This window comes from Vescimonas sp. (genome assembly GCF_057856985.1).
This window is the reverse complement of sequence record NZ_DBLZXX010000006.1, coordinates 1-14,225: the sequence shown is the minus strand read 5'-3', so window position 1 is coordinate 14,225 and position 14,225 is coordinate 1. Positions and strand designations below refer to the sequence as shown.

Annotated in this window: 24 protein-coding genes and 1 pseudogene; 3 read left to right on the top strand and 22 right to left on the bottom strand. The window is 58.0% G+C overall.

The window, feature by feature from the left end:
- Nucleotides 1–14: 14 nt before the first annotated feature.
- From ACZM22_RS06130 to ACZM22_RS06035, 20 genes are all read right to left on the bottom strand, one after another.
- Nucleotides 15–194: a hypothetical protein gene (locus tag ACZM22_RS06130; RefSeq protein WP_484424864.1), complete on the bottom strand. Its 180-nt coding sequence runs from the start codon at nucleotides 192–194 to the stop codon at nucleotides 15–17.
- Nucleotides 181–810 carry a hypothetical protein gene (locus tag ACZM22_RS06125; protein WP_489543438.1) on the bottom strand — a complete coding sequence of 210 codons (630 nt, stop codon included), beginning with the start codon at nucleotides 808–810 and terminating at the stop codon, nucleotides 181–183. Before ACZM22_RS06125 ends, ACZM22_RS06130 begins: the two co-directional genes overlap by 14 nt.
- Complete coding sequence (locus ACZM22_RS06120; protein ID WP_208319765.1) at nucleotides 807–1,052, bottom strand: hypothetical protein; 246 nt, start codon at nucleotides 1,050–1,052, stop codon at nucleotides 807–809. Before ACZM22_RS06120 ends, ACZM22_RS06125 begins: the two co-directional genes overlap by 4 nt.
- A 1-nt stretch (nucleotide 1,053) precedes the next feature.
- Nucleotides 1,054–1,629 carry a Holliday junction resolvase RecU gene (locus ACZM22_RS06115; protein ID WP_484424862.1) on the bottom strand — a complete coding sequence of 192 codons (576 nt, stop codon included), beginning with the start codon at nucleotides 1,627–1,629 and terminating at the stop codon, nucleotides 1,054–1,056.
- The gene (locus ACZM22_RS06110) at nucleotides 1,626–2,177 is read right to left on the bottom strand and encodes an HD domain-containing protein (protein WP_208319764.1); all 552 of its coding nucleotides are present in this window, start codon (nucleotides 2,175–2,177) and stop codon (nucleotides 1,626–1,628) included. The genes ACZM22_RS06115 and ACZM22_RS06110 overlap by 4 nt, the downstream gene beginning before the upstream one ends.
- Nucleotides 2,174–3,013, bottom strand: coding sequence for a rolling circle replication-associated protein (locus tag ACZM22_RS06105; protein ID WP_489543437.1), 840 nt, complete (start codon nucleotides 3,011–3,013; stop codon nucleotides 2,174–2,176). The genes ACZM22_RS06110 and ACZM22_RS06105 overlap by 4 nt, the downstream gene beginning before the upstream one ends.
- Before the next feature lie 261 nt (nucleotides 3,014–3,274).
- A complete protein-coding gene (locus tag ACZM22_RS06100) occupies nucleotides 3,275–3,640 on the bottom strand; it encodes a hypothetical protein (protein ID WP_489543436.1) in 366 nt (121 codons plus the stop codon).
- A gap of 55 nt (nucleotides 3,641–3,695) precedes the next feature.
- Nucleotides 3,696–4,583, bottom strand: a complete 888-nt coding sequence (locus ACZM22_RS06095) for a DUF6273 domain-containing protein (protein WP_489543435.1) — start codon at nucleotides 4,581–4,583, stop codon at nucleotides 3,696–3,698.
- Between the two features lie 46 nt (nucleotides 4,584–4,629).
- Entirely contained in the window at nucleotides 4,630–4,986 is a 357-nt protein-coding gene (locus ACZM22_RS06090) for a hypothetical protein (RefSeq protein WP_215688285.1), read from the bottom strand.
- The gene (locus ACZM22_RS06085; protein ID WP_215688286.1) at nucleotides 4,986–5,249 is read right to left on the bottom strand and encodes a hypothetical protein; all 264 of its coding nucleotides are present in this window, start codon (nucleotides 5,247–5,249) and stop codon (nucleotides 4,986–4,988) included. Before ACZM22_RS06085 ends, ACZM22_RS06090 begins: the two co-directional genes overlap by 1 nt.
- Nucleotides 5,236–6,336 (bottom strand): DNA adenine methylase, encoded by a 1,101-nt coding sequence (locus ACZM22_RS06080; protein WP_489543434.1) that lies wholly within the window; start codon nucleotides 6,334–6,336, stop codon nucleotides 5,236–5,238. The genes ACZM22_RS06085 and ACZM22_RS06080 overlap by 14 nt, the downstream gene beginning before the upstream one ends.
- Nucleotides 6,326–6,901, bottom strand: coding sequence for a hypothetical protein (locus tag ACZM22_RS06075; RefSeq protein ID WP_489543433.1), 576 nt, complete (start codon nucleotides 6,899–6,901; stop codon nucleotides 6,326–6,328). Before ACZM22_RS06075 ends, ACZM22_RS06080 begins: the two co-directional genes overlap by 11 nt.
- A complete protein-coding gene (locus ACZM22_RS06070) occupies nucleotides 6,898–7,317 on the bottom strand; it encodes a hypothetical protein (protein ID WP_417050621.1) in 420 nt (139 codons plus the stop codon). Before ACZM22_RS06070 ends, ACZM22_RS06075 begins: the two co-directional genes overlap by 4 nt.
- A gap of 10 nt (nucleotides 7,318–7,327) precedes the next feature.
- On the bottom strand, nucleotides 7,328–8,152 hold the full coding sequence (locus tag ACZM22_RS06065; protein ID WP_489543432.1) for an adenine nucleotide alpha hydrolase family protein: 825 nt from the start codon (nucleotides 8,150–8,152) through the stop codon (nucleotides 7,328–7,330).
- Entirely contained in the window at nucleotides 8,152–8,319 is a 168-nt protein-coding gene (locus ACZM22_RS06060; RefSeq protein ID WP_215688290.1) for a hypothetical protein, read from the bottom strand. The genes ACZM22_RS06065 and ACZM22_RS06060 overlap by 1 nt, the downstream gene beginning before the upstream one ends.
- A 3-nt stretch (nucleotides 8,320–8,322) precedes the next feature.
- Complete coding sequence (locus ACZM22_RS06055; protein ID WP_253098520.1) at nucleotides 8,323–8,514, bottom strand: hypothetical protein; 192 nt, start codon at nucleotides 8,512–8,514, stop codon at nucleotides 8,323–8,325.
- Nucleotides 8,511–10,085: a DNA cytosine methyltransferase gene (locus tag ACZM22_RS06050; protein WP_489543431.1), complete on the bottom strand. Its 1,575-nt coding sequence runs from the start codon at nucleotides 10,083–10,085 to the stop codon at nucleotides 8,511–8,513. Before ACZM22_RS06050 ends, ACZM22_RS06055 begins: the two co-directional genes overlap by 4 nt.
- Nucleotides 10,082–10,678, bottom strand: coding sequence for a transglycosylase SLT domain-containing protein (locus ACZM22_RS06045; protein ID WP_489543430.1), 597 nt, complete (start codon nucleotides 10,676–10,678; stop codon nucleotides 10,082–10,084). Before ACZM22_RS06045 ends, ACZM22_RS06050 begins: the two co-directional genes overlap by 4 nt.
- Nucleotides 10,665–10,889 carry a hypothetical protein gene (locus ACZM22_RS06040; RefSeq protein ID WP_489543429.1) on the bottom strand — a complete coding sequence of 75 codons (225 nt, stop codon included), beginning with the start codon at nucleotides 10,887–10,889 and terminating at the stop codon, nucleotides 10,665–10,667. The genes ACZM22_RS06045 and ACZM22_RS06040 overlap by 14 nt, the downstream gene beginning before the upstream one ends.
- 4 nt (nucleotides 10,890–10,893) lie before the next feature.
- Complete coding sequence (locus ACZM22_RS06035; protein ID WP_208319753.1) at nucleotides 10,894–11,175, bottom strand: helix-turn-helix domain-containing protein; 282 nt, start codon at nucleotides 11,173–11,175, stop codon at nucleotides 10,894–10,896.
- 449 nt (nucleotides 11,176–11,624) lie between these two features.
- On the opposite strand from ACZM22_RS06035, the gene ACZM22_RS06030 reads away from it, so the two are divergent.
- The 3 genes and pseudogenes from ACZM22_RS06030 to ACZM22_RS06020 form a co-directional block, all read left to right on the top strand.
- Complete coding sequence (locus ACZM22_RS06030; protein WP_489543428.1) at nucleotides 11,625–12,503, top strand: DUF6017 domain-containing protein; 879 nt, start codon at nucleotides 11,625–11,627, stop codon at nucleotides 12,501–12,503.
- A gap of 5 nt (nucleotides 12,504–12,508) precedes the next feature.
- On the top strand, nucleotides 12,509–13,000 hold the full coding sequence (locus ACZM22_RS06025; RefSeq protein ID WP_418485576.1) for a PcfB family protein: 492 nt from the start codon (nucleotides 12,509–12,511) through the stop codon (nucleotides 12,998–13,000).
- Nucleotides 12,997–13,293: pseudogene (locus tag ACZM22_RS06020) on the top strand (recombinase); the annotation flags it as partial. The gene ACZM22_RS06025 and the pseudogene ACZM22_RS06020, both read left to right, overlap by 4 nt.
- A 227-nt stretch (nucleotides 13,294–13,520) precedes the next feature.
- On the opposite strand, the gene ACZM22_RS06015 reads toward ACZM22_RS06020, so the two are convergent.
- Nucleotides 13,521–13,847 (bottom strand): plasmid mobilization protein, encoded by a 327-nt coding sequence (locus tag ACZM22_RS06015; RefSeq protein ID WP_489543427.1) that lies wholly within the window; start codon nucleotides 13,845–13,847, stop codon nucleotides 13,521–13,523.
- Between the two features lie 253 nt (nucleotides 13,848–14,100).
- Nucleotides 14,101–14,211, bottom strand: coding sequence for a hypothetical protein (locus ACZM22_RS06010; protein ID WP_489543493.1), 111 nt, complete (start codon nucleotides 14,209–14,211; stop codon nucleotides 14,101–14,103).
- Nucleotides 14,212–14,225 lie beyond the last annotated feature (14 nt).

The following is a 14,225-nucleotide window of genomic DNA, read 5'->3' as shown; positions in this document are numbered from 1 at the left end:
CTCGTTTCTGTTGCTTATTCCTCCCGCCGGGCCTCCTGTGTGCGGTCCGGCGCTTTATCCAGTTCATCCGCGATCAGGATACGGTCGCTTTTCTTCCGGTGCTCTGCTTCCCACCGGTCCAAAAATCGCCGCTGGGCGTGCTGGGCGATGTTCTTTCCGTAGAAGGACGGCATGGGCCGCTTACGTTTCCCCATCGCTGCCTCCGAAGACGTTCTCCTGGTCCTTGTCTTCCTCCTCAGCCACCGGCGGCGCGGACAAATGCCTGTCCAGCTCCCGCCGCGTCAGCGACGCCAGTTCTTCCAGCTTGTCGCAAAAGCCCTCGTTCACGGCCTGCACCGGGAAGATCACGCCCGCGACCAGCATACCCGTCTTTGCCACCACATAGCGCCCGCCACTGTCCGACCGGCGCACGTAGAGTTCCAGAAAATCCATCTGGTCTTCCAGCGGCCCAAGGTATTTGCTCTGGATGAACAGCAGCCCGCCGGGGAAACGCAGCGGCATCAGCACCTTCCCGCCGGAGGAGATCGTCACGTCCATATCCTCCGCGCGGACCTCAGAGCGGCACCAGTCCTCCACGTTCAGCCCCTCCGGCAGCGCACTGTGATTGAAATATATCTTGTCTTGCTTCTTCTCCGACACGTCGAACATCCGGTAAAGCTCCGGTTCCGACAGCACCGGCAGGCCATGGAGGGGAAAGGCGCAGCACCCGTCCCCAAGCCACTGTGTCACAACCCCGTCGCCGTCCACACGGTCGAACAGGCAGAACGCATTTTCGCTTCCGCACAGCGCCGCGACTTTTTTCAGCTTCATCGGCCAGTCCTCCCGCTCTCCGCTCCGTTGATGGCGCGCACGGCCCGGTCCACATCCGCCGCCGTGGCGTTGTCGATCTGCACGATGCTGGTGCCGTCGGAATAGCTGGTCCGGCGCACGGAGCGCTCTGGCTTCCGCATGGCCGCGATCACGTTCGCCAGGCCGTCCAGCAGCGTCGCCACCAGGACGACCGTACCCGCCCAGGTCCAGAAGTTCGCAAAGATAATCTCAAAAATGCTCATGTTATTTACTCCTTCTCCATCGTTCGATTTCACAGTCGGCCCCGGTTATCCACCGGCCCCCGATCTTGTGTGCATAGTCCAGGAACAGGACCGCCCCGGTGAAGCGCACGCGGAAGTCTTCCAGCTCCGCCGCCGAAACGCTCATGTGCCCAAAGGCTTCCTTCATGTCCCGCCACACCGGCCACGGCACGAAGAAAAAGCGATCCTGGATACCCACGCACACCGCCGCCAGCGCTCCGCAGCGGTGGTGCCGCTCCAAGGTCTCCATCTGAGTTTCCGTCAGCACGTCCCGCTTCATGGCGTCTGTGGTGGTGTACTTCGCCTCGAAAATGATACTGCGCCCGCCGTCCAACGTGCCTTGAAAGTCCGGCTGGGCGTGTGCGGTGAAGCGGCCCACGAAAATACCGCCTTCCCGCTTTTCCAGCACCCGGAACGGTTCCGGCGTCTTCTCCACCTTCGCCCGGCCCTGGTTCGCGTACAGAAGGCACGCCTGGCGTATCGCCTCCTCGAAGTCATGGCCCCGGTTGTTGCTCATGCTGGCGTGATACTGGCCCAGCGCTCCGCGTCGTCCCTTCATGCCATACCAGCCTCCACGATATGCGTGGCCCGCATATCCGCCGCGTGCAGCTCGTACACGATGCGGTGCAGCTTCATCGCCTCGTTCAGACCACGGCTCCCGCCGCGCACAGCGTCGTCCCACGCGCCCATGTGCCAGCGGATAGCTAGGGCCTCCTCGTCTTCCAGCTTCATAAACCGCGCGATCAGGTAGACAGACTTTTCCCCGTGTCCCATGGGGAAGCGGTCCTTTTTCACGTAGGAATAGACCTCACCCGGTCCCGCGTGATGCTCCCGCACGTATGTATTCGCCTTGCACAGGTCATGGAGCAGCGCACAGATTGCAACGGCCTCCATCGTCGGCTCGTTGTCGATCACGACCTTCCGCAGCTCCCGGAACACGTTGACGCTGTGCTCCACCAGTCCGCCGGGGTAGGCCAGGTGATGCTTTGTGCTGGCTGGCGCGGTGAAAAAATCCGTCTCCCGCTCCATCCATTCCAAAAGCTCCTCTGCGCCCTCCCGGTGGATATACCGCCGGTAAAGCTCTTTGAACTGTTCTTCTCCTGTCATTTCAGCCCTCCGTTCTGTTTTCTATGCGCTCGCCGCATGGTCAGGTAGAAATACCATCCGGTTTGCTCGTTGAATGACTTCTCGCACTCCACCAGCTCCCAGCCGCGATACTGCTTTTCCCAAAAGCGCACGAACTCCTCGCTGTCCTCCGGCAGCTTGGCGATCTTGTCCAACTGGCGGCGCGTGTACTTCCGGTCATTCGGTGCCCGGTGCCACGGCTTTTCCAGATTTTGCGATTGCGTCCAGTGCTTTTTCCCGGCACTGTCCTGGACCATGTACCCGGCCATGCTGGCGATGCCCTTTGCGTTCGGTCTCAGGCGGTCAGCGTTTGCCCATCCGTACATGACCGGCTCCCGGTCCTTTGTGCCCTTGGTCTCCCACCACAGGTTTTCCACCTCGTCGCGGTCCAGCCCGCCGTTCATCAGAACGTGATGGTGGATGCGGTGGGTCCCGTCCTTCTTCCGTCCGATCTGCGTCACAAGCAAATACTTGAGAGGGGGCATGCCCCGCTTCTTCCGCAGGTATGCCACCCGGCGCAGATACTTGGCGACGATCTTCGCGGCCTCCTCCTCACTCTCCGGCAGAAACTCCGGGGCGTAGGTCAGATGGACCACCAGATCACCCACGCCGAAATTGCTGTTGGCGAGCTGAATGAAATAGCGCTTGGCTCTCCGGTCATTGAGGTTCTTCTGCTTCGGCGCAGAGACGTTGACTTTCTTCCCGCGCTTCCGTCCGACCGCCTGTTGCTGTTGTCCGCTGTACGGATAGATTTCCGGTGAAAGGAAGTTCTTACCACAGTGGACGACCTTTTCCCGTATGAAAGACCTGTTTATCATCCGTGTACCCCTTTGCATCGTCTCCTGGTCCTTCCTCGATGCTTTTCGCAAGAAGGATAATACCCATTACAAGCCCGTCCGCCGCCTCCCGGCGGCGTTGCGGCGTGCCTCTCTGCATCCCGCGTCGAGGCCGCTATCTTGACTTTATCCGTGCATTGTGGTACAATATGTAGTAGGAAATGACCCCACGCACAGCAAAATCTTGAAGATTTCTCCCCCGGTTTTCGCTTCCCACAGCGAGCGCCGTGGGAGAATGTTTTTTTAGAACAGATATGGATTTCTTGTGATGCGGACGATCTCGTCGATCTGCTCGCCGCCCATCTGGCTCGGATACGGCGAGCGGAGCCACCACAGATTTTCTTTCTTCGGAATGGGGATGCCCCGTCCGCCTTCGTAGTTGATGTGGGACACGATCTCCTCCATGCTCATGCACTCCATGTTGACCAATGCCTGCTCCACATCACGGTCGCAGCAGTCATTCCAGAGCATATACAGCTTGTCCCCGGCGATTCCGTTGTTCTGCATACGCCGAAACGCTGCTTCGGCGCGATACGGATTGTACTCATAGGCCAGCATCACGAACGTCAGCGCGCCCGGATTGCCTTTGCAAATATCGAATGTGACCATGGCTGTCTCCTTTGTTCTCCGGCGCTTACGCACCGGAGATTTTTTCGATTTCCGATCAGATGTCAAAGCCCGGCGCGAAGCCAAACGAAGAGTAGGCGTTGCTGCCGTACGCAGACCCGTCCGTGTACACAATGCAGAAGTAGCTCGTGCGGCTCGCATACACGGAGCGGAGCCACCAGAAATACGTTCCTTTGTCGCCGCACTCCTTCACGCGGTCGCGCTCACGGGTGAAAACCGGGAGCTGGAAGTCGTCGTCTCCGTCGTTCCACCAGGCCCCGTCCGGCGTGCCGAACACGTCCGTCGCCGAAGGCAGCCACAGCGGGTCCGAATACTCCACCCGCTCGCCCTCGATGGTCTCCACGAAGGTCCTGGGTACGATGATCTCCCGCCATTCCGCCGCGATGTGCGGATAGATGTCCTCCAAAACGTGCTTGCGGCCCTTGCTCTTGAAATACCCGGTCTTGTTGGTCGCCTCGTCGTTCATCACGCCCTCGTCCCAGCAGTCTTTGAAGACGAAGCGGGCCGAAGTGGGCGACACGTAGCAGCAGACCACGGCGACGGTCCCGCCGGTATCCAGCGGCACCTCGATCTCGTCGCGCTGGGCGAGCAGGTGGTCCAGCTTGCCCTCGGCCTTCGCCCGCTTCAACTGGGACGGGCTGGCGAAGCCGACGTGGATGCTCCGCAGCCTGCATAAGTCGTCCTGCGTCGCACTCTTTTCCTCCGCCGGTTCCTCCGGCTCTGCCTTCTTGCTCACAGGCTCCTCGGCCTTTTCGGGGGCGCGCCCGGCCCGGAGCAGCACGGCCAGCAGTTCACCGGCCTTCTCGCTCTGGCGGTCCAGTCGGCCCAGGTGTTCCAGGAACGCCGCTCGCTCGCGCGCCACCAGATCGGCGTCGCCCTCCACGTGCAGCCGGGCCTCCCCAAATCGCAGCGTCAATTCGCTCATGTGCTTGTCCTCCTTCAATTTATATAGGTATGTGCCGCTCACGCGCTCAGGTATCAGCCTTCCCGCCGTGATGGCGCATCCAGTTCCGAATGTACTGGGTGATGTCTCCGACGAAGCCCGTGCAGAGGTGGATGTCGTGCACAGGTTTTCCCTCGCAGCGGCAGTCCGAGCAGTTCAGACCGTTGTTGCACTGAGCCTCGCAAAACTGGCACATACAGTTCCCGTTGTCGAAGGGACACGGGCTGACCGCTTCCACCTCGATCTCATGGCCGCAGCCAGGGCAGAAGTTCCAGCCGTTTTCCACCGGCCCGTCCGCCTCGAAGGTCTCGATGTACCCGCATCCCCGGCAGTTCCAGGTGTTGTGCTCTTGGTCCACGCATGAATAGATCACTTTCTCGTCCATCACAGCACCTCCGCCGGTTCCCGGAGCCATTCCAGACAGCACTTGATGCACGTCTGTGCATCCGGCGACCCCTTACAGCTGTCCTCGTCCCCGTCGTGCGGGCACATAATGACTACGGCCAGCTCCTCGTCGTCCATCTCCCTGATCTTGTCCGCACGGGTGAACACCACGTCCGGGCACTCCTGCTTTCTGGCCTCCCGGCAGGCTTTCCCGCCGTAGGTCAGCAGGCAGCCGGATACCCGGCACCTATCACACAGTTTCATACGCTTTTCCTCCCGTTTCCGGTACGTAATTCAGCCACACCGTTTCCGTTCTTACCGCGCCGCCTTCCGCCTGCGCCCGCCGGTGCAGCTTTTTCCACCCCTGCAGGTGTTCGTTGTACAGGTCGTTGTCATAGCCGGACAAAATGACCGGCCCCGGATGTTCCTTCAATGCGTCCAGAAGCTCGATGTGCTGGGCCTCCTCCGCCATCTCCACGATGTATTGCTTGCCCTTGCGCGTATGCAGCATATAAGGCGGGTCCGCGTAGATCAGCACGTCCGGGTGACGGAAGCGCCTGATCACATCGACCGCTGGGGACTGCTCGATCTGCGCATCTTTCAGGCGTTCCGCCACGGCGGCGATACGCTCCGGGAGCTGCCGCCAGTAGCGCACATCGTAGGCGTACTCCCGCCCGGCACGGTCATTTTTCCAACCGCCCTTGTAAACAACGGTGCTCCCGTGGGCCTGCCAGTAGCGTACCAGCGTCAGCCGGGCGGCTTCGATGCCGTCCGGTCGGACCTGTCCTCCCGCCTTGAAATGGTCCCACGCCTGTTCATACTCGCCCCGGCTGTACGGCGTGCAGGCCACGGCCCGCATCAGCTCCTCCGGCTGTTCCCGGATACAGCGGAACAGGTTGATGATCTCGCCGTCCAGGTCGTTGATGGTCTCGATACGGCTCGGCGGCTTTTTGAAGAACACTGCCCCGCTCCCGAAGAACGGTTCCAGATAGCTCTTGTGCGGCGGCATGAGGGATACGATCCATTCCGCCAGCCGCCATTTGCTCCCCGGATATTTCAGCACGGGCTTCATCTGGCCTGCCGCCTTGAATGTCTCCGCGTTCCAGTCGATGGCCTGTCCGCACCAGCCGCAGAAACAGCAGCGGTTCCCGTCCTCGTTGTAGAGATATTCGCCGCTCCCGCAGGTCGGGCAGGCCAGGATGCTTTCATCCCCGTCCGGGTGCGGCGGCTCCGGCATCCGCCGGAACAGAGCCGCCCGGCCCATCCGGCAAGCCTTGTTCACGATATCAAGGCTCTCGTATGTCTCCCGGTGCTCCGGGTCCAAAATCTCAGCAGCTCGTTCATAAGTCATGGCGTTCCTCCACATAGCACCAGCTCTGCGGGGCGCGGCGCAGGTATAGCGCCTCGTTCCCGCAGCGCCCGGTGTTTTCGCTGTGCATAGCGCAGCTTTCACAGTCCAGTTCTTCCGGGCACACACGGCGGAAGCTGTTTAGCTCATGCGGCGTGTCGTAGATTACCAGGTCGGAGATGCACCAGCCGATAGGGTTTCCTTTTGGCTCGTAGGCCCACAGCTCCCTTGCCGTCAAGCAAGCCTTTTTGAGGACTTCCGGCGTGGCAGCTTCCGCTTGTGCCCGGTTCTCTCTAAAATCCGGCCATTTCTTACCACCGTTAAACAGCACGAAGTCGGAACAGATAAACTCTCCAATAACCTTGCCGCAGCACTTCTCTGCAAACGGTATCGTTACGTTGGAGACCCGCAAATCCCAAGTGTAGTAATCTGCTTTCGTGCAGTAGATATAGCATTTGAATGGTTTTTTCAGCTCCGGCCTGCTCTTGCGGAACTCTATCGTTTTCTCACCGCTCGCAATTTTTGCGCACCACTGCGGCCTGATGCTGATAAGCACAGCCTTTTTCATGTTCCATCCCCCAGTCTCAGCGTTCCGCTGGAATACAGAGTGTACAGCGTGTTCCCGTGTCCGTCGGTCAGATACGGCAGGAAAACCTCGTCCACGCTCGCCATCCCAGCCTCGATAATCGCCATTTGTGCCAGCACCCAGTCCCGCAGGTTGCGCCAGCCCGTGCGCTCGGCCTGGTCGCGGTCGTCCTTGAGCTTCTGCTGCTTGAATACGAACAAAACGCCGTCGATGTTGGCCGGGAGCATGAAGCCCCGCCGCCCAGTTGGCGTATCAATGGAGAAGGTCACGCCCGTCGGGCGTCCCTTTTCGTCGTATTCCACCATGATCTGACGCGCTCCGTGCCCGGCGAGCGCGCCCTGTATCTCTCCCAGGCTGGTGAACACATCCACCCCGGAGGTATAATTCTTGATCGCCATGCGCTCCTCCTTATCCGTCGTAGCACCCGCATGGAGCGCCGCAGAGGCATCCGCCGGGACTGTCCGGGAATAATTCATCGAAGGTGATCTGCGCGTCTTCAAACGCTTTGTTCTCCATGAACTCGTTGTAGTAGCTCTCCCAGGACCAGTTGCGACCCAGCCCTTTGACGTTTACATTCCTCGCAGCCGAGCCGTGTTCAAGCGCGATTGCGCGCTGAAACAGGTCCGGGTAATTCTCCCACAAGGCTTGTATCTCCTTCTTTTTCATGGAAGGGCAGAAGAAACACGAGCTTTTTCCCGGCTTCGGCAGCCCGGCCCGCTCGATCACGCGCACGCACTCCTCGCGTGTCCATCCCCATTCATAGAGCGTATAATGTTTTTCGTACTTTTTGTCCGCTTCGTCGATTGGTGCGGCGTGTTGGATGCGCCGCGTCTCCCCGGCATCGTAGCCGATGTATTTTTGGACGCGCTGGCCGCTGGCCCACACCTCTTTGCACGGTTGATAGTTGTTGCAGAACTTCTCCTGCGTCCCGATCTTGTGCTTGATGGAGCAGCGCTTGAAGCCGTAGGCGATGGAGGGCAGCGTCCCGCTGTTGATGCACTCCTGTTCCAGCGTCAGGCGGTTGCCGTCCTTGTCGTGATACTGCACGGAGGTGATCTGCGGAAGCCCATGCTTTTCCAGCCATCCGTTGAAGGTCTCGATGAACTCATACGTGTGCGGCTGTTCTCCGCCGGTGTCGGCGAATAAGATCAGGTCTATCGGGATTTTGTGCAGGTACATTCCGATGATCATGGCGGTGCTGTTGGTCCCGCCGCCGAAAGAAACGACGTTCATCACTTTCTCCTCTCCGGCGTCAAGATCGCGGCCAGCTCCACGCCGCGCACATCAGCCTTATCGAACATTTCAAAAACCTTGTCCCAGGCGGCAGCGCATCCGCTCGCCGTCACGGTCGCGCCGGTCCTCTCGCCGGTGGTGTAGGTAACGATCACAGCATATTTCATCCTTTAATTCTCCTTTAGCTCAGGACACCAGGCCGGAATATACGGCAAAAGCCGCTCGATACCGACGATGTACCCCTTGCATCGTCCGTCTGCGCCGCAGCGGAAGGACGGAACATCTTTCAGCCACGGCTCCGTAATGAGGAAGCGGCAGCCCTCGCACGTGCGGGAGTAGTCCGCCTTCACAGTCCGCTTCATTCCGCCGCCTCCGGGGTCCCGCCGGTAAGTCCTGCATAGGTCCAGCCATCTTCCCGGACCTGAAAGGCGTCTCCGAGCTGCACCACATCAGGGAAGTTCGCCTGCGTTGTCTGAATGGCGAACTTGTCGATCTCTGTGGCGTGGTAGCTGGCGATCTCCACGCCCAGCTTGTCCAGGGCGATATGCCCACAGCTCATGCCATCATACATAGACAGGACTTCCACCGGCCCCGCCGTCAGTCCCTCGAAGTGGCCCATGATGTGCGCGATTACATCCACCGTCCAGCCGTTGCCCAGCATCTTGTAGGCTTGACTGGGGCTTACGGGGAAAACATAGGTCTCCGGCACCGTTTGGAGACGCATACACTCGCGGACCGTCAGCTTGCGGATGATGTAGCAGCCGTCCCTCAGCTTGATAGGGTACTCTTGTCCTTTGACTGTGATCATTCCACCACGCACCTGATAGATTGGCGCGTCGATGGTGTCGCAGTATTCGTAGAACTCGCACGAGGTCGTCAGGCAGTTGGTCTTGTCCTTCATGGCCCGCCCCCGCCGCGTCTTGATCTGCGGCATGGCAAGGTCCACACATTCGCCCGGCTGAATGACTGTGTATCCCAACTTTGTTGCCTCGTTCACCTGCATGGGAGGAGTGATTGGCGTTGCATAAAGGCCCGTCTTGGCACCCAGCCCTCCGCCGTTGCCGCAGAGCGTCACGCTCTTTCCGTCCGGCGAATAGACGCGGTACTGCTGGCTGTCATGGTCCGGGTTCTTCGCGTCATTCTCGATGGTGCCGATGCGTACCGGCTCGGCTATGCAGTCATATTGTTGCTTTGCTGGGTTCGGATTGTTTATCCTCGGCACAAGGTTGTTTTCGAGATTTCCCATGTGCGCGTCAACGGTTCGTGACTTTCCGTTTTTCGTTCCATTGACGATTATCGGCTCGACCAGCACATTATATGGGACGCCCTTGTGGGTGTTCGCCGTCACGCAAGCGCTCTTGTCCTTGGTGGCGTCGTGAAAATAATCGAAGTCGAAATGATTGCGCCCGTCCTTGGTCTCGCGCACCATGTATTCCATCTCTTTTTCAGTCAGCGGCTTAATGGCAACAGGCTCCGCCACGGCGTTCCGCTGCCTGCGTGCAATAGCGTCTTCCGCCGTAGCGCCGTGTCCTGTTTGAAGCGCATAGCCTTTCTCGCGCAACGGGAAGCCGGTCTCCAAAATATCCCGGAGCAGGATGCCTCGGTCCTCCGGCAGCTCGACCGGCACTTGCCTGTATGTACCGTCGGGGTTACGCTTTCCGGCCCAGTAGAGCCGCTGGCGGTTCTGCGCGCTCACCAGCGCGGAATTGATAAGCACGGGTTCCACGCCCAGTTCCGCCGTGATCTGCGCCCGGATGGCGGGAGACATGGATTTGTTATTCTCGTAGAGGAAGTAGTCCGGCTGGTACTTATCGCGGGCGATGCGGTAATTCAGGAACAGCTCCCAGCCGATGCCGCTGGCCTCGGTCTCGCGGTTCTTGGTCTGTGCGATGCTCCAATGGGTGCACGGGCTTCCGCCGATCAGCAGTTTCATTCTGTTCTCCACCTTTCCGCCGCTGCCATGACCTTCTCGGCATACTCGCGGTTCCCCGTGTCGTGCCCAGCGTTGTAGGCCGTCAGGGCCGCGCCGACGTTCCCGGCGTACTGGTCCAGCTTTTCAGCGATGAAAGCCACGCCGTACTGAATGTTCTCCGCCGGTGATAGGTCGGCGGGGAAGTAGTCTGGATTGAGCTGCATCAGGCCGTAGCAGCCGACATAGCTGACCGCCTCCGGGTTGAAACTGCTCTCCGTTTCAATGAGGCCCAGGGCCAGCGCGTACTCGACCTTGTGTTCTTGGCAGGCGTCCCACAAGACTTCCTGCAGTTCCGCGCTCAAGGGCACATTCTCTCTGAACACGAACACCTCCGCCGCCGGTTCCTCCGGCTCCGGGTCCGGCTCAAAGTAGACCGTCTGTACCGGCTGAAAGGCCGGGGCCACGATAGTCGGCGGCTCGGCGATGATCAGCGTCTCCCGCTCTGCCGCCCGGCGGGCGTCTGCCTCGTCCATGATGCGGAGCAGGCCGAAGCAGAAGCAGATGATCGCCAGCAGCATACCCATATAGAACTTGTCCGCTTTACTGGCCCGCATCCGTCTTCGCCTCCAATCTCAGCCACCATGCCGGGCTGTTCCGCTGTTTCTTGTAGGGGCAGCCCCTTCCGGCATCACAATTCACGCGCCCGCAGCCAGCGCAATAATTTCTCTGGAACTCCTCGTCCCACGGTCCTTCCAACACAGGGAGCGAAGCAAGGAACTCGCCCAGCGCTTCCGGGGACTGCGTGATCTTCTCAAAGTTGGTCATTCCTTTAGGCTCCTTTCATGCTCGGCGCGGCCTTCGGACGGCGGCCACGCTTGCGCAGATTGCTTTGGTAGGTCTTTTCGCCCCGCTCGGCTTTGTACTCCGGGCGGAAGTTATGGTCCAGGACCATCTCGCCGGTCCGCTCGTCGGTCTCCTGCCCGCGCTTCAATTCCGTGTACACGGTGCACTGGCTGATACCCAGCTCGGCGGCGATCTTTAAGGGGGAAGCGTTGTCCTTCCACATCTGTTCAATCTTTCTGCGGTCCTCAAGCGTCAGCTTCTTCACCATTCGTCACCTCGTTTCTCCCATTTCAAGCCCTGAAATAGATAAAAAAATAATGCAGAAAAAAGCGTTAAACTTTTTTCTGCATTTAATTTACTATGGGACCAAAAAAGAAGTGGATGTAACTGATTTCAGTTACATCCACTCGATATGGTGCGAGTGGTGATACAGAACTTTTTGAAAAGCCAGTAATATCAACGGTTTTCAAGGCGGACGAGTAGCAAATAACTTGTATATATCCCCTTTTTGGGCGACTGTTTTTCAGACAGCCGCCTTTTTTCTATACCCAAATTCAAGTGTTGTGATTAGGGTGGAAAATCTGTGTTTTCTTTCGCCGTGGCTTGCGCTCTGAACAGGGTGCGGGTGTTTTCCCATGCGGGAGACGGCGGAGGCGTGCAGGCAGACAAAACGCCAAAAATCAACACTTTTCATTTTCAGAGAAAGGAGGTGCGAAGATGGCTGTATTCCGTATCGAAAAGACCAGAGATTACACAGTCATGTCCAACTACCACCTGCGGGATATGTCGCTGTCCCTGAAAGCGAAGGGGCTTTTATCCCTCATGCTGTCCCTGCCGGAGAATTGGGACTACACCATGAAAGGGCTTGCCCGTATCTGCAAGGATGGCATTGACAGCATTAGCGGCGGCATCCGGGAGCTGGAGGCGCACGGCTACCTCGTCCGTGCGCGTGTCCGTGGCGCAAACGGACAGCTCGGCTCTATCGAATACACCATTTTGGAACAGCCTAAAGCGCCGTCACCCACACAGGAAAAACCTATACTGGAAAATCCCGTACAGGCAAATCCAATGTTGGACGCTCCAATTCAGGAGAACCCCGCCCAATTAAATAAAGAAGAATCAAGTAACTATCTATCAAAGACAGATTTATCAATTACGGAAGGATCAAGTCCTATCCTATCAAGTCCCCCAGCCCCCAGGGAGCGGATCGGACAGGACGGGATACGAAAGCGGGAAAGCTATCGGGCATTGATCTTGGAGAACATCGAGTATGACATTCTCTCGCAGAATGTGCAGTTGGATAAAGACAGGCTGGACGAGCTGGTGGAACTCATGGTGGATACCGTCTGCTCCAACCGGGAGATGATTCGTGTGGCTGGGGACGATTACCCGGCTGAGGTCGTCCGGTCACGGTTCCTGAAGCTGAACGCCTCGCACATTGAGTATGTCCTTGATCGAATGCGGGAGAACACCACCTATGTCCGCAACATCAAGAAATATCTGCTGGCGGCGCTGTATAACGCCCCGGTCACGATGGACAGCTATTACACATCCCTTGTCAGCCATGACCTGTACGGCAGCGGAGATCGGAGGTGAACGCCTTGCAGGAAGAAATCACGCAGAAAACCCTCGCGCTTTGTGTGGAGGCCAGCAAAATGACCGCCCAGCTCTTGCAGCAGGCCATGAAGAAGGTGCTGGCGGATATGGAGAAGCACAAGAAAAATTCCCAGTTCCGGCACGGCAAGCAGACGCTCCGGCAGCTTATGAAGCATAACACCGGCGTATCCAACATCGAGATCACGGATCAGAATATCCGGGCCTTTTCTTCCACGGCGAAGAAGTACGGCCTGGATTTTGCTTTGAAGAAGGACACCTCCGGCGAGCATACCCGGTACCTGGTATTCTTCAAGGGTCGGGATGCCGATGTGATTACGGCGGCCTTCCGGGAGTTCTCCGCTAAAAATCTGAGCCGTGAGAAGTCCCCTTCCATTCGCCGCAAGCTGGAAAAGGCGCAGAAGCAGTCCAAAACGCAGCACAGGGAGCAGGAGCGCGGCGAGAAGGTCAAAACCAGAGAACGGAGTGTGGAGCGATGAAGGATAAGCTCAGGAAATATCTTCTGCCGAACCTGCCGTATCTGTTCTTTGTGTATCTCTTCGATAAGCTCTGCCAAGCGGTGCGGCTGGCGCCGGGGCTTGACGCCTCGGAAAAGCTGCTGCATATCGGGCAGGGCTTTCAGACGGCCTTCGCCAGCTCCGCACCCAGCTTTCACGCGCTGGATATCTGCGTCGGCATCCTCGGCGCAGTCCTCGTCCGGCTGACGGTGTATGTCAAGGGCAAGAATGCGAAGAAATACCGCAAGGGTATTGAATACGGCTCTGCCCGCTGGAGTGCATAATTTTAAGTGTAAATGACACATACATGGACGCACAGGAGGTTATGCACATGACTGATTATCGGGCTGAGGGAAGCTGCTGTCAAACTTGCTGAAGATTTTGGTCTTAACTATGACAGCCGACAAAAGCCCAGTGTCCGCCCTCGTATTCGTGAGCCGACACCGGAACAGAAGTATCAAAAAGGAGAAAATCATTGCTACAAGGTGCTGACGGATTATTTTCATCTTCTTAGAGAATGGGAAAAGAAATACGCTCCTATCTCGTCCAGCCTTTCCCGTATCTCGTCCATGTCGGCCTGATACGCAGGACCTCCGGCGTTGATCCGCTTGGCGATCTGATTGATGTTCCGGTCGATGGCGGAAAGCTCTTTGGTGAACGCCTTGATATCTGCGGTATCTGTATAGATGATATACCCGTCAATCGCCATCTTGCGGAGATAGGCACCGATCCGCTGGGTGGGGAGCTGAGCCATCTTCTGTTCAATCAAAGCCCGTTCCTCCGCCGTCACCGGGCAGCGAAGAACGATGGGCCGTTTCCTGTTCGCCATAGCGGATACCTCCGTTTCTCATAAGGGTTTGGGATATCCCAACAAGCAGTTTTCTCTTTTCGGGCAAGGGACCTGAAAAGAAGAAAAATCCGCAAGTGTGGCTACACTTGCTGTGCTTGCTGACTACTTCGTACCCCCGTATTCCTTCCGCTACCCATACTACAATCTGAATGGGGCCTTTTGGCCACATCTGCGGATTTTGCAAAAGAAAAACGCCATGAACTACCTGTTCATAGCGTTCCTTACACCGTATTCAATTTTCTCCCTCGCTGTCTGCTCTTGCATCCAGTAGCGCTTGCGCCGTTGCCGTAAGGATTTTGATTTCCGCATCCGTCAGCTCGTCCAACAGCGTTTCAAACTGCATACGCTCCGTAGACT

Excerpts from the sequence above, each read along its gene's own strand:
- ACZM22_RS06130 (WP_484424864.1), bottom strand. The coding sequence starts at position 194 with ATGGGGAAACGTAAGCGGCCCATGCCGTCCTTCTACGGAAAGAACATC.
- ACZM22_RS06125 (WP_489543438.1), bottom strand. The coding sequence starts at position 810 with ATGAAGCTGAAAAAAGTCGCGGCGCTGTGCGGAAGCGAAAATGCGTTC.
- ACZM22_RS06120 (WP_208319765.1), bottom strand. The coding sequence starts at position 1,052 with ATGAGCATTTTTGAGATTATCTTTGCGAACTTCTGGACCTGGGCGGGT.
- ACZM22_RS06115 (WP_484424862.1), bottom strand. The coding sequence starts at position 1,629 with ATGAAGGGACGACGCGGAGCGCTGGGCCAGTATCACGCCAGCATGAGC.
- ACZM22_RS06110 (WP_208319764.1), bottom strand. The coding sequence starts at position 2,177 with ATGACAGGAGAAGAACAGTTCAAAGAGCTTTACCGGCGGTATATCCAC.
- ACZM22_RS06105 (WP_489543437.1), bottom strand. The coding sequence starts at position 3,013 with ATGATAAACAGGTCTTTCATACGGGAAAAGGTCGTCCACTGTGGTAAG.
- ACZM22_RS06100 (WP_489543436.1), bottom strand. The coding sequence starts at position 3,640 with ATGGTCACATTCGATATTTGCAAAGGCAATCCGGGCGCGCTGACGTTC.
- ACZM22_RS06095 (WP_489543435.1), bottom strand. The coding sequence starts at position 4,583 with ATGAGCGAATTGACGCTGCGATTTGGGGAGGCCCGGCTGCACGTGGAG.
- ACZM22_RS06090 (WP_215688285.1), bottom strand. The coding sequence starts at position 4,986 with ATGGACGAGAAAGTGATCTATTCATGCGTGGACCAAGAGCACAACACC.
- ACZM22_RS06085 (WP_215688286.1), bottom strand. The coding sequence starts at position 5,249 with ATGAAACTGTGTGATAGGTGCCGGGTATCCGGCTGCCTGCTGACCTAC.
- ACZM22_RS06080 (WP_489543434.1), bottom strand. The coding sequence starts at position 6,336 with ATGACTTATGAACGAGCTGCTGAGATTTTGGACCCGGAGCACCGGGAG.
- ACZM22_RS06075 (WP_489543433.1), bottom strand. The coding sequence starts at position 6,901 with ATGAAAAAGGCTGTGCTTATCAGCATCAGGCCGCAGTGGTGCGCAAAA.
- ACZM22_RS06070 (WP_417050621.1), bottom strand. The coding sequence starts at position 7,317 with ATGGCGATCAAGAATTATACCTCCGGGGTGGATGTGTTCACCAGCCTG.
- ACZM22_RS06065 (WP_489543432.1), bottom strand. The coding sequence starts at position 8,152 with ATGAACGTCGTTTCTTTCGGCGGCGGGACCAACAGCACCGCCATGATC.
- ACZM22_RS06060 (WP_215688290.1), bottom strand. The coding sequence starts at position 8,319 with ATGAAATATGCTGTGATCGTTACCTACACCACCGGCGAGAGGACCGGC.
- ACZM22_RS06055 (WP_253098520.1), bottom strand. The coding sequence starts at position 8,514 with ATGAAGCGGACTGTGAAGGCGGACTACTCCCGCACGTGCGAGGGCTGC.
- ACZM22_RS06050 (WP_489543431.1), bottom strand. The coding sequence starts at position 10,085 with ATGAAACTGCTGATCGGCGGAAGCCCGTGCACCCATTGGAGCATCGCA.
- ACZM22_RS06045 (WP_489543430.1), bottom strand. The coding sequence starts at position 10,678 with ATGCGGGCCAGTAAAGCGGACAAGTTCTATATGGGTATGCTGCTGGCG.
- ACZM22_RS06040 (WP_489543429.1), bottom strand. The coding sequence starts at position 10,889 with ATGACCAACTTTGAGAAGATCACGCAGTCCCCGGAAGCGCTGGGCGAG.
- ACZM22_RS06035 (WP_208319753.1), bottom strand. The coding sequence starts at position 11,175 with ATGGTGAAGAAGCTGACGCTTGAGGACCGCAGAAAGATTGAACAGATG.
- ACZM22_RS06030 (WP_489543428.1), top strand. The coding sequence starts at position 11,625 with ATGGCTGTATTCCGTATCGAAAAGACCAGAGATTACACAGTCATGTCC.
- ACZM22_RS06015 (WP_489543427.1), bottom strand. The coding sequence starts at position 13,847 with ATGGCGAACAGGAAACGGCCCATCGTTCTTCGCTGCCCGGTGACGGCG.
- ACZM22_RS06010 (WP_489543493.1), bottom strand. The coding sequence starts at position 14,211 with ATGCAGTTTGAAACGCTGTTGGACGAGCTGACGGATGCGGAAATCAAA.